The 16533-nt window shown below is 34.7% G+C and carries 15 protein-coding genes and 1 pseudogene; 12 read left to right on the top strand and 4 right to left on the bottom strand.

Going from position 1 to position 16533, the window contains the following annotated elements; translation table 11 throughout:
• Positions 1-37: 37 nt before the first annotated feature.
• From ACP7AQ_RS02665 to ACP7AQ_RS02655, 3 genes are all read right to left on the bottom strand, one after another.
• A complete protein-coding gene (locus ACP7AQ_RS02665) occupies positions 38-1912 on the bottom strand; it encodes a M1 family metallopeptidase (protein WP_426094302.1) in 1875 nt (624 codons plus the stop codon).
• Between the two features lie 60 nt (positions 1913-1972).
• On the bottom strand, positions 1973-3604 hold the full coding sequence (locus ACP7AQ_RS02660) for a S8 family peptidase (RefSeq protein ID WP_426094281.1): 1632 nt from the start codon (positions 3602-3604) through the stop codon (positions 1973-1975).
• 76 nt (positions 3605-3680) lie between these two features.
• A complete protein-coding gene (locus ACP7AQ_RS02655; protein ID WP_426094280.1) occupies positions 3681-4541 on the bottom strand; it encodes an MBL fold metallo-hydrolase in 861 nt (286 codons plus the stop codon).
• A gap of 167 nt (positions 4542-4708) precedes the next feature.
• Here ACP7AQ_RS02655 and ACP7AQ_RS02650 point away from each other — a divergent pair, with 167 nt between their 5' ends.
• From ACP7AQ_RS02650 to sufD, 6 genes and pseudogenes are all read left to right on the top strand, one after another.
• Entirely contained in the window at positions 4709-5038 is a 330-nt protein-coding gene (locus tag ACP7AQ_RS02650) for a HesB/IscA family protein (protein WP_426094279.1), read from the top strand.
• Between the two features lie 79 nt (positions 5039-5117).
• Positions 5118-6566 carry a Fe-S cluster assembly protein SufB gene (gene sufB, locus ACP7AQ_RS02645; RefSeq protein ID WP_426094278.1) on the top strand — a complete coding sequence of 483 codons (1449 nt, stop codon included), beginning with the start codon at positions 5118-5120 and terminating at the stop codon, positions 6564-6566.
• 7 nt (positions 6567-6573) lie between these two features.
• The gene (locus ACP7AQ_RS02640; protein WP_426094277.1) at positions 6574-7062 is read left to right on the top strand and encodes a flavodoxin family protein; all 489 of its coding nucleotides are present in this window, start codon (positions 6574-6576) and stop codon (positions 7060-7062) included.
• A 36-nt stretch (positions 7063-7098) separates the two neighbouring features.
• On the top strand, positions 7099-7851 hold the full coding sequence (gene sufC, locus ACP7AQ_RS02635) for a Fe-S cluster assembly ATPase SufC (protein ID WP_426094276.1): 753 nt from the start codon (positions 7099-7101) through the stop codon (positions 7849-7851).
• A 49-nt stretch (positions 7852-7900) separates the two neighbouring features.
• Positions 7901-8257 (top strand): annotated as a pseudogene (locus tag ACP7AQ_RS02630) (four helix bundle protein).
• Positions 8258-8354: 97 nt separating this feature from the next.
• Complete coding sequence (gene sufD / locus ACP7AQ_RS02625) at positions 8355-9671, top strand: Fe-S cluster assembly protein SufD (RefSeq protein WP_426094275.1); 1317 nt, start codon at positions 8355-8357, stop codon at positions 9669-9671.
• 69 nt (positions 9672-9740) lie between these two features.
• Here sufD and ACP7AQ_RS02620 read toward each other — a convergent pair whose 3' ends face one another.
• Positions 9741-11087: a serine hydrolase domain-containing protein gene (locus ACP7AQ_RS02620; RefSeq protein ID WP_426094274.1), complete on the bottom strand. Its 1347-nt coding sequence runs from the start codon at positions 11085-11087 to the stop codon at positions 9741-9743.
• A 425-nt stretch (positions 11088-11512) separates the two neighbouring features.
• Here ACP7AQ_RS02620 and ACP7AQ_RS02615 point away from each other — a divergent pair, with 425 nt between their 5' ends.
• Genes ACP7AQ_RS02615 through ACP7AQ_RS02590 form a run of 6 tightly spaced genes read left to right on the top strand, consistent with a single transcriptional unit; the run spans position 11513 to position 16527 of the window.
• Entirely contained in the window at positions 11513-12727 is a 1215-nt protein-coding gene (locus ACP7AQ_RS02615; RefSeq protein ID WP_426094273.1) for an aminotransferase class V-fold PLP-dependent enzyme, read from the top strand.
• 21 nt (positions 12728-12748) lie between these two features.
• The gene (locus ACP7AQ_RS02610; RefSeq protein ID WP_426094272.1) at positions 12749-13180 is read left to right on the top strand and encodes a hypothetical protein; all 432 of its coding nucleotides are present in this window, start codon (positions 12749-12751) and stop codon (positions 13178-13180) included.
• 23 nt (positions 13181-13203) lie between these two features.
• Positions 13204-13623: a SufE family protein gene (locus tag ACP7AQ_RS02605; protein ID WP_426062396.1), complete on the top strand. Its 420-nt coding sequence runs from the start codon at positions 13204-13206 to the stop codon at positions 13621-13623.
• A 13-nt stretch (positions 13624-13636) separates the two neighbouring features.
• Complete coding sequence (locus ACP7AQ_RS02600) at positions 13637-14353, top strand: hypothetical protein (protein ID WP_426094271.1); 717 nt, start codon at positions 13637-13639, stop codon at positions 14351-14353.
• 16 nt (positions 14354-14369) lie between these two features.
• Positions 14370-14693 (top strand): SUF system Fe-S cluster assembly protein, encoded by a 324-nt coding sequence (locus tag ACP7AQ_RS02595; protein ID WP_091203405.1) that lies wholly within the window; start codon positions 14370-14372, stop codon positions 14691-14693.
• 1 nt (position 14694) lies between these two features.
• Entirely contained in the window at positions 14695-16527 is a 1833-nt protein-coding gene (locus tag ACP7AQ_RS02590; protein WP_426094270.1) for an ABC transporter ATP-binding protein, read from the top strand.
• Positions 16528-16533: the final 6 nt, after the last annotated feature.

Here is a 16533-nt window from a genome sequence, read left to right as displayed (position 1 = left end):
ATTGCATAAAAAAAGCCCTTTTCAGGGCTTTTAAATATTACTTTAATTCGTAGGTATTGTTTTCTTTCTTGATGTCAGCCATTAAGCTGCTCGGATCGATGGTAATTTTCTTAATGGCGTTTTTTGGTTTCGCAATCATGAATTCCATTGTAGGATACGCCCATGCCCAATCACCAAGAACCGTTCTTTTTATGGCGGGATTTGGATTTTCTTTTTCAAAACTCATCATACGCAACGGAATGTAAAAACTCTCCATTGTTCCATCTGTATATTCCACTAACAAATCAATTGGCATTGGCATTCTGCCTATTCTTTCTAATGTTACAATCGTTTTTTCACCAATGTCTCTCGGTTCTCTGATACCGTAATCAATAGTGTTGGTGGTTTGTGTCCAATCCGTCAAAAACCAATCCAGATTTGCTCCAGTAATTCTTTCGGCAGATCTTTTGATATCGTTTGGCGTAGGATGTTTGAATTTAAAATCGCTGTAATACTTTTTTAAGGTTTTCATCAAATTTTCTTTCCCTATCAAATACATTAATTGTGTCAGGAAAAGTTCTCCTTTGCTATACGAAGTGATGCTATACACTCTGTTTTCGTCAAAACGATCTGCATGTGTGGTTTGTGGCAATTCTTTGCCTGAATTTACCATTGAAAAATATCCAGCATAGGCTCCTGTGAATGGATTTTCTACTTTTTTATCTGCAATTTCATTCATTCCTAAATCTTCCAGAAATGAAGTAAAACCTTCGTCCATCCATCCGTGTTTTGATTCATTGGAAGCCAATACATGCTGGAACCAAGAGTGTGCCATTTCGTGAGCGGTTACTCCTAATAATCCTTCAAAACTTCCTTGTCCTAAAATTAGCGTACACATCGCATATTCCATTCCGCCATCGCCGCCTTGAATCACAGAATATTGTTTGTACGGATAATCTCCAACTGTTTTATTGTAAAACGCCATTAACTGCACTGTTTTTGGCTGTAAATTTTTCCAGTTTTGGATATATTTTGGATTGTTTTTATACAAGAAATGCAAGTCGACATTGTTCGGACCTTTCACTACGTCGTGAATATACTCTTTGTCAGCTGCCCAAGTAAAATCATGAACCATTGGTGCATTAAAGTGCCATGTCAACGTTTTAATTCCCTTTGGAAGGGTCACGACAACGCCCGGATCTTGATATCCGTGACCAATTTCATTTTTGTTTTGCAAATAACCCGTACCGCCTAAAACGTATGCTGCATCGATGGTAATATTCACGTCAAAATTTCCCCAAACACCATGAAATTCTCTGGCGATATATGGATCTGCATGCCAACCTTCAAAATCGAATTCGGCAATTTTTGGGTACCATTGTGCCATTGATAATGCTACGCCTTCGGCATTATTTCGACCGGAGCGACGTATTTGAATTGGAACTTGACCATCAAAATCTAATTTAAAAGTGGTTTTAGAATTGGGAAGTATTGGCTTAACCAAAGTAACTTCGAGAATTGTTCCAACAGCTTTAAAAGCAGCATTAACTCCGTCTTGTGTGAAATTAGTGATATTCAAATACCCCGTTTCATTAGGTTTCAAGGTTTTGATTCGACTTTGTTTCACCTCATTAATCCCCGCATTTATTTTGTTAACCATTCTGGCATCAGGGTCCTTAATACTTTGAATTCTGGCATCCATTTCGCTTCCTGGCTGGAAAGCATTATTATAAAGGTGATAATATACTTTTCTCAAAGTATCAGGAGAATTATTGGTATAAACCAATTCCTGCTTTCCTTTGTACTCATAAGTCTTAACATCCATGGTAACATCCATTTTGTAGTCAACATGCTGCTGCCAATAAGAAGAGCTTTGAGCAAACAGATTTGCAAAACTTAAAGTAAAAAAAGATAATAAAAGTAGTTTTTTCATATAGGATAAAAATAAAAATGGAAGAACAAAGTGCTCTTCCATTGATGAATATTTGAATTGTTATTTTTTAGATATTTTTTCAGCCATCAGTAAAGCGTTGTATGCATTTACTATTTTCCCGGATTTAGACAGAGTAGAAAAAGCACGCGTATCACTTGCTTTTCCACCTACGATAACATCAGTTGAAATAGCAACACCAGAATCCATTAAAATATATTTTACTTGCTTAGCTGTCAATTTCGGATAATAAGAACGAATCAAAGCAGCAACTCCAGCAGTGTTTGGCGCAGCCATTGATGTACCTTGTAAATATTGGTATTCGTTGTTTGGTGTGGTTGCATAGATTTTTACTCCCGGCGCAAAAACATCTACATTTAGTTTCCCGATGTTTGAAAAACGAGCCACAACTTTATCTCCGTATTCAAAATTTAATGCTCCAATTGTAATTACATTATCCGCAAATTCTTTTACTTTATCCTCAGAATCATTTGGAAAATTCTCCGCATAATCGATGTCTTTGGCATCATTTCCTGCCGCGTGAACGATTAAAACATCTTTTTTCTCGGCATATTTGATAGCGTCATACACCCATTGTGCGTGTGGAGAAAAACTTTTTCCAAAGCTTCCATTAATTACTTTGGCACCGTTATCAACAGCATAACGAATTCCTAATGCAATGTCTTTATCGTACTCATCTCCATCTGGTACGGCACGTACGGTTAAAATTTGAACGTTGTTAGCAACTCCATCTCCACCTAGATTGTTATATCTAGACTGAGCCACAATTCCTGCAACGTGCGTTCCGTGCAAAATTTCGTTTTTGTCCGGACCCATTACATTATTATTACCGTATTTAGTATCGGTAATATCGTTAGGATTATCACCCACCACTTTACGGTAATCCGTTTTAAGATTGTCACCATTAATAAGAGCATCTTGAGCGTCTTTTTGTTTTTGAACCGCTACTTTAAGTTCGGCAATTGGTAGGCCATACCCTAACATTTGTAGCATTGTAGCCTTACTTTTAAGCAAGTCTTGATCTTGAGTATCAATTACATTTACCTCTGCAACAGTATATACAACTTTACCTAAATACTTGGCAACAGCGGCATCACTTGATGCTAGTGTTTCAATCATTTTTGTAGATCTTTCTTTTACTGTAGATGCCTCAGCGACTTTTTTATCATTTAAAGCCTTAGCTTCTTGGTATGTCTTTTCATCTACCAGTGATTTATCCTTGATGATTCTTTCGTATTCCAAATTTTCCTTAGTAATGTCTCCCAAGAAATTCCATCCGTGCATGTCATCAATGTAACCGTTTTTGTCATCGTCAATTCCATTTCCAGCAATTTCTTTGGCATTGGTCCAAAGCACTGATTTTAAATCTTCGTGTTCAATATCTACCCCAGAATCTACAATTCCTACAATAACGGGCACCCCTTTTTTCCCTTTTAGCAATTCAGTGTATGCTCTGTCAACGCTCATTCCAGGAATGGTATCTGTTACGATGTCTAGGTGACTCCAACGTTTCAAATCGTTTTCAGCAAGTGGTGCTTTTTTCTTAATATTTAAAGGAGCTGTTATTGCAGTAAAACTTGACATACTGGCACCAGGTACTTGTTTTGCTGTTCCACATCCTAAAAATGCTAAAAAAGCAAAAGCTGAGATGTAAATGGGTTTGATGGTATTCATTAGTTTGTTTTTATTAATTTTTTTAAATATTAGTCTAAAATAGTTGATTTTGTTGCAGAAATAGTTGTGATTAACACTATGTTAAGATTTGTTTGCATGTGTAAACCTCCTTCAACCGGACTCCTTTTTCGGTATTTTGTACTGTAATGATTTCATTGTGGGCATCATGTTCTAAAAATAAGTAGTGATTATTATCGGCAGCCTCTTGCAGAAACTTTGCCTTTTCAGGCATAGTGAGTAAAGGCCTGGTATCATAGCCCATTACATATGGAACGGGAATATGTCCTGCTGTGGCCAATAAATCAGCGCAAAAAACAATTGTTTTATCCTGATATTTCAAACGTGGAATCATTTGTTTTTCAGTATGTCCATCAGCAAAGAAAATTCCAAAACCCAGTTCTGATTTTTCAAGAAAATCGCTTTCAGGTCTTTGGATAAAATGCAATTGGCCACTTTCCTGCATGGGCAAAATATTTTCCGATAAAAAGGATGCTTTCTCTCTAACGTTTGGTTTTGTAGCCCATTGCCAGTGATTTTCGTTGGTCCAGAATTTTGCGTTTTTAAATGCTGGTTCGTAGCCCGTCTTGTTTTTATTCCATTGTACACTCCCACCGCAGTGGTCAAAATGCAGATGTGTCATAAAAACATTCGTCACATCATCCCGATGAAAACCGTATTTTGCTAAAGATTTATCCATAGAATGAGTTCCCCAAAGTGAATAATACCCATAGAATTTTTCGGACTGTTTGTTTCCCATTCCAGTATCTATTAAAATCAATTGGTTACCATCTTCGATTAATAAGCAACGTGCTGCAATGTCTATTAAGTTGTTTGCATCAGCAGGATTAGTTTTGTTCCAAATCGTTTTTGGTACCACGCCAAACATTGCGCCTCCATCTAATTTAAAATTTCCAGTTTCTATAGAATATAATTTCATTATTTTTTGTTTTTTGAAAGATTTCAAAGTTAGGAAATTCAAATGCTACTTTTAGATTCGCATAGCTTTTTTCTATTTTTGCATTCGTTATAAAAATGTTATCGGTTGCAAAAAAAACATATTATACACTATCTTTGTACTTAATTTAGACAAAATCAATATAAGCTATGATAAAAGTTTCTGACACTGCAAGGAAAAAAATCATCGATTTAATGAAAGATGATGGTTTTGACGCTACAAACGACTATGTAAGAGTAGGTGTGAAAAGCGGCGGATGTTCTGGATTGTCCTACGATTTAAAATTTGACAAAACAAAAAGTGAAGATGATAAAATTTTTGTAGATAATGATATAACTATTGCTATCGAAAAAAAATCTTTTCTGTACTTAGCCGGAACAATATTAGAATTCTCAGGAGGAATTAATGGAAAAGGGTTTATTTTTAATAACCCAAACGCCAATAGAACTTGTGGTTGCGGGGAATCATTTTCATTATAGTCGAATGTCAAAAGTCATAAAGTCGAAAGACTTGTAATGACTTCGAGACTTTGTACTTTAAAACTTTAAGACAAAAATTATGTCAAAATATACAGAAGACGACTTAAAAATCGAACTCGAAAATAAAGAATACGAATACGGATTTTATACTGAGCTGGAGGCCGAGACGTTTCCTATTGGTTTAAACGAAGATATCGTTCGTGCTATTTCGCACAAAAAAGGAGAACCGCAATGGATGACCGATTGGCGTCTTGAGGCTTTTCGTGCTTGGGAGCAAATGATTGAACCGGAATGGGCCAATGTACGTTATACCAAACCTGATTTTCAGGCTATTTCCTATTATTCCGCTCCAAAAGCAGTTGACCCTAATAAAACCCTAGACGATGTAGATCCGGAACTTTTAGAAATGTATAAAAAGTTAGGCATCTCCGTTGATGAACAAAAAATGATGAATAATGTGGCGATGGATATCGTAGTCGATTCGGTTTCTGTAGCTACTACTTTCAAGAAAACATTGGGCGAGAAAGGAATTATTTTTATGAGTATTTCTGAAGCGATTAAGGAGCATCCAGAATTAGTACGCAAGTATTTAGGAACAGTAATTCCACAAAAAGATAACTATTATGCGGCATTAAACTCGGCTGTTTTCTCTGATGGATCTTTCTGTTATATTCCAAAAGGCGTTCGTTGCCCTATGGAACTTTCTACTTATTTTAGAATCAATCAAGCTGGAACTGGACAATTTGAAAGAACACTATTAGTTGCTGACGAAGGCAGTTATGTGTCATACTTAGAAGGCTGTACGGCTCCAAGTAGGGATGAAAATCAATTACACGCTGCGGTTGTAGAATTAATTGCATTAGACGATGCCGAAATAAAATATTCAACCGTACAAAACTGGTATCCAGGAAATAAAGAAGGTAAAGGTGGTGTGTATAACTTTGTGACCAAAAGAGGGATTTGCGAGAAAAACGCAAAAATATCTTGGACACAAGTAGAAACAGGCTCTGCTATTACCTGGAAATACCCATCAGTGGTTTTAAAAGGTGATAATTCAACTGGTGAATTTTATTCGATTGCGGTAACCAATAATTTCCAACAAGCTGATACGGGAACCAAAATGATCCATTTAGGGAAAAACACTAAATCAACGATTATTTCTAAAGGAATTTCTGCTGGAAGATCACAAAATAGCTACCGCGGACTAGTACGCATTTCTCCTAATGCAGATAACGCAAGGAATTTTTCGCAATGTGATTCCTTATTAATGGGAAATAACTGCGGCGCACATACGTTTCCTTACATCGAAAGTAAAAATCCAACTGCAAAAATAGAACACGAAGCTACAACGAGTAAAATTGGCGAAGATCAAGTTTTTTATTGCAACCAACGCGGAATTCCTACAGAAAAAGCCATTGCGCTTATCGTAAATGGATTCAGCAAAGAGGTTTTGAATAAATTACCAATGGAATTTGCGGTAGAAGCACAAAAATTATTAGAAATTTCGCTTGAGGGTAGTGTTGGATAATTTGAATATGGAAAACAAGAAAGTTATTATTGTCGGTTCTTCCAGAAGCAATGGAAATACTTCAAAAATAGTTGATAAAATTTCCATACAAATAAATGCTGATGTTATTGATTTAAGAAATTATTCTATTTCATATTATGATTATAAAAGTGAAAATAGCACCGATGATTTTTTGCCTTTAATAACTTCAATTATTAAAAAATACGATACGCTCGTTTTTGCAACACCTGTTTACTGGTATGCAATGAGTGGAATCATGAAAGTATTTTTTGACCGCTTTTCTGATTTAATCAGAATTAAAAAAGAATTAGGTCGAAAATTAAAAGGTAAGAATATGTTTGTGATTTCAAATTCTGATGAAGATCAATTGGATTATGATTTTTATTTACCCTTTCGATTATCAGCGGACTATTTAGGAATAAAATATTTAGGAGAAAAGCATTTGTCCTATCAAACAATAAAAGACCAAGAACACATCAATAGTATTTTAGAATAAAAGAGAATTTAAATCCTTTTAAAATTAAAGAAATAAATGTTAAGTATAAAAAACCTTCACGCCTCTATTGGGGATAAAGAAATATTAAAAGGGATAAACCTTGAAGTAAAAGCAGGAGAAATTCACGCGATAATGGGACCAAACGGTGCTGGGAAAAGTACGCTTGCCTCAATCATTGCCGGAAACGAAAACTACGAAGTAACCGAAGGTGAAATTTCCTTAGATGGAGAAGACCTTTCGGAATTAGCACCTGAGGAAAGAGCACACAAAGGTGTATTTCTTTCTTTCCAATATCCAGTGGAAATCCCAGGAGTTTCGGTAACAAACTTCATGAGAACAGCCATCAATGAAACACGCAAAGCAAATGGTCTGGAGGAAATGCCGGCTAACGAAATGCTGAAAGTGATTCGTGAGAAATCAGAATTATTAGAAATAGACCGTAAGTTTTTGTCTCGTTCTCTAAATGAAGGTTTTTCTGGAGGAGAGAAAAAACGAAACGAAATTTTCCAAATGGCAATGCTCGAACCAAAATTAGCTATTCTTGATGAAACTGATTCTGGATTGGATATCGATGCCTTGCGTATTGTTGCTAATGGTGTTAATAAACTTAAAAGCGATAAAAATGCTATCGTAGTTATTACGCATTACCAGCGTTTGCTAGATTACATAGTTCCTGATTTTGTTCACGTTTTATACAACGGAAAAATTGTAAAATCCGGTGGAAAAGAACTGGCACACGAGCTAGAGGAAAAAGGATATGATTGGATCAAACAAGAACAAGAAGCTTAAAATTAAAACAGCCTGAAGTCTAAGGTCATAAAGTCAAAAGAAAAAGTGAATGGAAAAATTTAATTCTTGGCAAAGAGCAAGAGTTTTTAATAAAAGAATTTACCTCATTACTGAAAATACAAATTTCAAAAAAGACTTTGATTTCACGAGACAAATTAGACGGGCATCAATTTCTATATCGTCAAATATCGCTGAGTGATTTGAGAGAAATACAGATAAAGAGTTTATTTACTTTTTATATGTTGCAAAAGCTTCTGCCGGAGAAGTTCGTTCTCAATTATATCTAGCATTTGACTTGAATTATATTATTAAAAAAGAATTTGAAAAACTTTTAGAATCAGTAACAGAAATATCAAAATCGTTAAGTGATTTTATTAAATACTTAGAATCTAGTCGTAAAGTTTAAAAGTCAAAAGTCGAGAGTCAAGAATAGTTCAATCAACTATTTTATGCTTATCCCGACTTTAAGACATTTGACTTTCGACTTTAAGACTTAAATAAAAATGGAATTAAAAGAAAAATTAATCTCTTCTTTTATGGCTTTTGAAGAGCGAATCGATGTTCATGCAGAACTTCATGATGTACGTACAGCAGCACTAAAAAACTTTGAGAATAAAGGTTTCCCTACCAAAAAAGAAGAAGCTTGGAAATATACATCCCTTAATGCTATTCTAAAAAATGATTTTACAGTTTTTCCGAAACAAGAAAATACTGTGCAGTATTCTGATGTGAAAAAATATTTTTTACATGAAATTGACAGCTACAAAGTAGTCTTTATTGATGGTGTTTTTAGTTCCCATCTTTCGGCTACCACGCACGAAGGAATTGACGTATGTTTGCTTTCGTCAGCATTAAACAAGCCAAAATATAAGACAATTATTGATGCTTATTTCAATCAAATTACAAATAAGGAAGAAAGTTTGACCTCTTTGAATACGGCTTTCGCCAATGAAGGAGCGTACATCAATATCCCGAAAAGTAAAGTGGCTGACAGACCAATTGAAATCATGTATTTCTCTACCGGTAATGAAGCTGCGCTAATGGTACAACCAAGAAACTTAGTGATTGTAGGCGAAAATGCAAACGTTCAAATCATCGAACGTCATCAGAGTTTAAACGAAAATCCGGTATTAACCAATTCTGTTACAGAGATTTTTGCTCAGAAACGTGCGGTAGTTGATTTTTATAAAATTCAAAATGATACCCTTACCGCTAACTTGATCGATAACACTTATGTTTCACAACAAGAGGAAAGCAGTGTAGCTGTAAATACGTTCAGTTTTGGTGGAAACCTAACCAGAAACAACCTGAATTTTTTCCATGCTGGAGAACGAATTGTTAGTTACCTCAACGGAATTACGATTATTGGCGATAAGCAACATGTAGATCATTACACACTAGTTCAACATGCTACGCCAAACTGCGAAAGCCATCAGGATTACAAAGGCATATTCTCTGATCGTTCAACGGGCGTTTTTAACGGGAAAATTTTTGTAGAACGAGAAGCTCAAAAAACAAATGCATTTCAAAAAAGCAACAACATTTTATTGAGTGATAAAGCAACAATTAATGCAAAACCGCAGTTAGAAATTTTTGCTGATGATGTAAAATGTTCGCACGGTTGCACTATTGGTCAGCTTGATGAAACAGCAATGTTTTACATGCAACAACGCGGAATTCCACAAAAAGAAGCCAAAGCGCTATTGATGTATGCGTTCTCTAATGCGGTTATCGAAAGCATTAAAATACCCGAATTAAAACAACGTATTACCAAAATTATTGCTACAAAATTAGGCGTGAAAATGGGATTTGATTTATAATAAATACTAAGTACAAGTTTTCAAGCAACCCTTTCAGAGTTTAAAACTTTTAAAGGGTTTTTTATTCAATTATTTCTTCAAACTCCCAACAATACCTTTCAACATTCCATTAAAATCAAATTCAGGTTCTTCGGTTAAACCCATTCGTACAATCACTAAATCAAGTGACGGAACAATTGCTACCATCTGACCTTGAAAACCGCTGCAGTAATACATATCTCGTGGCACATCAGGAAAATGTCCGCCGGCATTGAGCCAAAAGTGTGCACCGTATCTTCCATTCGAAGTATTAGTAGGAGTTGCGGTATATTTTACCCAATTTTCGTTGAAAATTTGTTCTCCGTTCCAATTACCTTTGTGCAAATACAACAAGCCAAATTTTGACCAATCGCGTGTTGTAGCCCAACCGTAGGACGAACCTACATAATTCCCCGTCATATCTGTTTCGATCACCATAGAATTCATTCCTATTTTATCAATTAAAGCCGAATACCAAAAATCTAAATACTCTTGATGGGTTTTGAACTGTTTTCGCAAAATCCCGGAAAGCAAATTCGTTGTTCCCGAAGAATAATTCCAATGCGTATTTGGTTTAAATGCCGCCGGTTTTTCTAGTTGCACCCGAGTCATATCTTCGGCTTGAAAAAGCATTTGGGTAGCATCGCAAATTTTATCGTATTGTTCTTCCCATTCCAAACCGGAATTCATGTGCAATAAATCATTGGTAGTTATAATTTTGCGTTCGTCATTTTTCCATTCGGCTATCGGAGCGGGTTTATCAATATCATATTTTCCCTGTTTTTGGAGGATTCCAAACATGGTGCTAGTAATACTTTTGGTCATGGACCAACCTAATAATTTACTATTTTTATCAAAACCAGTATCGTACTTTTCAGCAATGATTTTGTCTTTATAAATTACTAAAAGGGAACGCGTTCTTTTTTTGATTTGCCCTTTTGTGTCAAAAGCATTCGCTACAGCCGCATTCAATTTAATATAATCAACGTTACTAAAAACGCTGTCTTTGGGTTCATTATTTCCATACGGAAAAGGTAAGTTGTTGTTCAATTTTGTTCTTTTGGGAACCAAATACGGTTTTGAAACATCAAAATTATCGTTGATTAAAGTGGCTCCCAAACCTTCGCGGTAAATCGCTTTTCGTTCCTTCAAACCATAAACAGAAGCAGTAGCAAACTTTCCCACTTCTTCAATTTGGTTTCTGGCCAAATCAATCATATCAATGTCATTGTCGCCTTTTGCAATCATTTCCGGCGAACGATTGTCAATAAAATGACCTGAAGCCATACTTTTGGCTGAAAAGCCAGAAATTAAATCCAGTTTTGGATAAGTAGTGAACCCCAAATAAAAGATTCCGATAAAAGAAACAAAACCAATGAGCTTGAAGAATTTTTTCATAGAGAATTAATTTGAAGCAATTTAATAAAAAAGAATCACATTTTTGAAACACTTAGGAATACTGAAAAATGATTTTTTTATGAACAAATATTTTTTATTTAAACCATTAAGAAATTAAGTTTCATTAAGATTTACCACTTAATTTTTCTTAATTTATCAATGGTTAAATTTATAAAGAGAAATTATTTCATAAAATCTTCCGATTTACCAAAAAGTAAGGTTTGAAGTCGTATTATATTTTTCTAAATTGTAACTAGTAATAACTTTTATTAACAAGTGTTTGCCAAAAATTAATTCCAATTTCACTACTTTTGTATTTAGAAAAATTCTAAATAATGAAAGGCTAATTTCAAATTAGTATCTCTAAAAAAATGTTTAGTATTGGCGTTCTTTCAAACCAATAAAACATTAAAAAAAGCAGACACATGTTAGACATTAATAAAATAAGAGCCGACTTTCCAATTCTTTCGCAAAAAGTAAACGGAAAACCGTTGGTTTATTTCGACAACGGAGCCACTTCGCAAAAACCACAGGTGGTGATTGATGCGATTGCAAAATATTATCAGGAAATCAACGCTAATATTCATCGTGGCGTTCACACATTAAGTCAACTAGCAACTGATGCATACGAGATTTCACGCGGTAAACTTCAAAATCACATCAATGCAAAATTTGCCCACGAAGTTCTTTTTACTTCGGGAACAACACATGGAATTAATTTAGTTGCCAATGGATTTGCTTCCATTTTGAAACCAGGCGATGAAGTTTTAGTTTCGGCATTGGAACACCACAGCAATATTGTGCCTTGGCAAATGTTGTGCGAGAAAACCGGAGCCACTTTACGCGTAATTCCAATGAATGAAGATGGCGAATTAATCATGTCCGAATATGACACATTACTTTCGGATAAAACAAAAGTTGTAACGGTAAATCAAATTTCGAATGCTCTTGGAACTGTCAATCCCATTAAATATATGATCGACAAAGCACATGAAGTTGGCGCGGCAATTTTGATTGATGGAGCGCAAGCCGTTCCGCATTTAAAACCAGATGTTCAGGAATTAGATTGTGATTTTTATGTTTTTTCAGGACACAAAATATGCGGTCCAACAGGAACTGGAATTTTATACGGAAAAGAAGCTTGGTTGAATAAATTACCGCCGTATCAAGGTGGAGGCGAAATGATTAAGGAAGTGACTTTCGAGAAAACTACTTATGCTGAGTTGCCTCATAAATTTGAAGCTGGAACACCAAATATTGCAGGAGGAATTGTTCTGGGAACTGCTGTTGACTATATGAATGAAGTTGGATTTGACAACATTCAACAGCAAGAAAAGGAATTATTAGAATACGGAACTAAACGATTATTGGAAATTGAGGGTTTGAAAATTTTTGGCACCGCCAAAGAAAAAACTTCGGTAATTTCGTTTAATATTGAAGGTATTCATCCGTATGATATTGGCACCATAATTGACAAATTAGGAATAGCTGTAAGAACCGGCCACCATTGCGCGCAACCCATCATGGATTTCTTTAAAATTCCGGGAACAATAAGAGCATCTTTTGCCTTTTATAACACCAAAGAAGAAATTGATGTAATGGTTGCAGCTATTAAAAAAGCGCAACTCATGTTATCTTAAAAAAATTAAAATCATCAATACATGAAAATCCTATCATTATTATTTCTGACTATTTTTTTGGGAAACGGTTGCGATGGTGTTAAAGCGCAAGAAATTGAAACCGCAGTTATAGAATACACGGCTAATACCAGAGGTTTCTATCAAAAGATAACGGTAAAAAATCAGATGCTGATGATTTCGAAAGATAGAGAGGGAAAGGATAAACCGGTACCAAAAAAATTATCGGATGCCGACTGGAAAGAATTAGTGACTTGTTTTACAACAGTGAAATTGGATAGCTTGTCTCAGCTCAAAGCACCCAGCGAAAAACGTTTTCATGATGGTGCAGCTATCGCCAAACTGAAAATTACCATTAAAGAGAAAGCCTATGAAAGCACTAGTTTTGATCACGGTTTTCCACCAAAAGAAATAAAGAAATTCGTAAATATGATAACATCATTAGCTAAAAAATAAAACTGAAATAAATTCAGCAGAGTATGAAAATTAAAGAAATACAAGATGAAATTGTTGATGAGTTCTCCATGTTTGACGACTGGATGGAGCGGTACGAATACATCATCGAATTAGGAAAAAAACTCCCTTTAATCAAAGAAGAATATAAAACTGAAAACAACATTATCAAAGGTTGCCAGTCCAAAGTGTGGTTGCAAGGAGAGCAAACGGATGATAAAATTATTTTCACTGCTGACAGTGATGCCATTTTGACTAAAGGAATTATTGCGATATTAATTCGTACTTTTTCCAATCAAAAAGCATCTGATATTCTGGCAGCCGATCTGAATTTCATTGATGAAATCGGTTTGAAAGAACACTTATCTCCAACACGCGCCAACGGATTAGTATCGATGATAAAAAATATAAAAATGTATGCTTTGGCATTCAGCACGCAGAACTAATTTAATTATTCGTATGAAAAAAATATTTTTAACAGTGTTGATTTTAGCATGCAATATAGTTTTCTCACAAACAACATTGCCAGGAACATATTCAAAAATCAAATTTGTTTATGAACAAAAATCGAACTTTTTTATTGAAGATGACAAAGTGTACGCAGACACATTATTACTTAAAGCTGAATATCCAAAATTAAAATTTTTAAAGGTAATAAGTCCGTCTGATTCGACAAAAATTATTGGATTTCTTGAAATTAAAAGTTTTAATAACGAAGATAAAAAAATACTACAAAATAATTTATATCATACAACTCATACGATAGAAGGAACCTATGATTTAAAAAAGAATAAAACAAAACTATTTTTTACGAGAGGAAATAACGCATTAAACGAAACTTTTAAAAAATATTTTGGAGGTAATTACAATGCGTTTATATTCAATGTCGTTGTAAATTACAATGAAAAAAAAATACATACTAACTATCCCAAAACGAATTATACAAAATCGTTTGACTCACAATTAAAAAAGATCAACTTTACAAGTGACGATAAAAGTATAGGAACGTACACTTTTCAAACAAACAAAGGTTTTCAAACCAATTTAGTTACTTTAGACAAAAAGTACAATAATAAAATTACTCCTGATATTATATTTTCAAACACTGATTTTGGAGTTATTAAAATAGCTTCCCTATTTGATACAATTACATTAATATCAGTTATTTACGAGTAATAAAATAATAAAAATTATGACACAAGAAATAGACACTGCCGAATTAGGAGAATCAATCGTAAAAATATTAAAGACTATTTACGATCCGGAGATTCCTGTCGATATTTACGAATTAGGATTAATTTACGACGTGATGGTCAATACGGATTTTGAAGTAAAAATCCTGATGACGCTCACATCACCAAACTGCCCGGTTGCAGAAAGTTTACCACGAGAAGTGGAGGAAAAAGTAAAATCATTAGAGAATGTAAAAGACGCTGAAGTAGAAATTACTTTTGATCCACCTTGGAGCAAAGATTTAATGAGTGAAGAAGCAAAATTAGAATTGGGAATGCTTTAAAATGGCGCGGACTCAACCCAAATCTTTAAACGATCAAAAAATTGGATTAAAATCTTCTTTTGATTCGCTTTTTTTTATACCCCGCTTTTTCAAAGAAATTTGGCGTACTAACAAAACGTTATTCTTGACATCAGCTTTTTGCAGAATCGTTGCGGCTTTGTTGCCCGTTGCAATTTTATGGGTTGGAAAACTCATTTTTGATGCCATCATCCAAATTACAACACACGGCGAAAAGGATTATTCTACGCTTTGGAATTCTGTGGCAATAGAGTTTATACTTGTAGTATTATCTGATTTGGTAGGTCGGGCAATTTCACTTACCGATGGAATTCTTGGAGATCAGTACAATATCAATAGTTCGATTAAAATCATCAAAAAGACTAATGAAATCGATATTAGTCTGCTGGAAAATTCTGAATTTTACGACAAGCTTGACCGCGCAAGAACGCAAACGGCTGGTCGTGTCGATTTAATGTCGAATGTTTTAGGTCAGGCGCAAACTACTATTTCTATCTTTTCGCTTGTGATAGGTTTGATTTATTTTGAACCTTATTTGATTGTGTTATTAGTTTTAAGCATTTTTCCGTCTTTTATTAATGAAGTCCGTTTCAGCCAACAACAATATTCGCTTGCTAGAAGCTGGACTTCCGAAAGAAGGGAATTGGATTACCTTAGATTTATTGGCGCCAATGATAAAACGGCAAAGGAAATTAAGCTTTTTGGATTAACTAGCTTTCTGGTCGAAAGATTTGAAACCCTTGCGACGCGCTATTTTAAATTAAATAAATCGCTCGTTGTAAAACGTTCCAGTTATGGGTTTTTATTTAATGTTTTAGGATCAATTAGTTATTATGCAGCGTATGTTTTTATAATTTACAGGGTACTTTCAGGTGGAATTACACTTGGTGAATTAACTTTTTTATCCGGGAGTTTCAATCGTTTAATGAGTAGTCTGCGAGATTTTTTTTCGAAATTTACTCGGATATCCGAAAGCTCTTTATATCTGAAAGATTATTTTGATTTTCTTGACATTCCATCCGAATATAAAAATGAAAAGGAAGTTCCGTTGCCAGAAAAAATTAAAACCGGATTTGAATTTAAAAACGTCTATTTTGCTTATCCGGAATCTGATAATCAAATAGTAAAAGATATTAGTTTTATTATAAAAGCAGGAGAAAAAATAGCATTTGTTGGGCAGAATGGTGCCGGAAAAACAACATTGACCAAATTACTGCTTCGGTTTTACGAGCCAACATCGGGTGAAATTTTGCTTGACGGCATTAATATAAATCGATATAATAAGGCCAATTATCAGGAATATTTTGGAGTCCTTTTTCAGGATTTTTTCAAGTATGAATTTTCAGTGAAAGAAAATATTGCCATCGGAAAAATTGATGAAATTAATGATTCCGAACGAATACAAAAAGCGGCTGAATTAAGTTTGGCTGACGAAGTTGTTTCTGAATTAAAGTATGGCTACGAACAACAACTGGGAAAACGATTTGCCAAAGGTCAGGAACTATCCGGAGGACAATGGCAAAAAATCGCATTGGCGCGGGCTTACATGAAAAATGCTGAAGTTATGATTCTGGACGAGCCCACATCGGCGCTGGACGCCAAGGCCGAAAGCGAAGTTTTTGAACGGTTTATAGGATTAATAAAAGATAAAACTAGTGTAATAATTTCTCATAGATTTAGCACTGTGAGACAGGCAGACCGCATTTTAGTCTTACAAGAAGGTAAGATCTTAGAATCAGGAACGCATAATGAGTTAATGGAAAACAATAAATTATATGCCCAACTGTTCACACTGCAGGCTGAAGGCTATCAATAAAAAAAT

Origin of the sequence: Flavobacterium sp. DSR2-3-3 (assembly GCF_049896585.1) — a bacterium.
GTDB lineage: Bacteria > Bacteroidota > Bacteroidia > Flavobacteriales > Flavobacteriaceae > Flavobacterium.
Note: the sequence above shows the minus strand (reverse complement) of the source record. Positions and strands in the feature narration are given on the sequence as shown.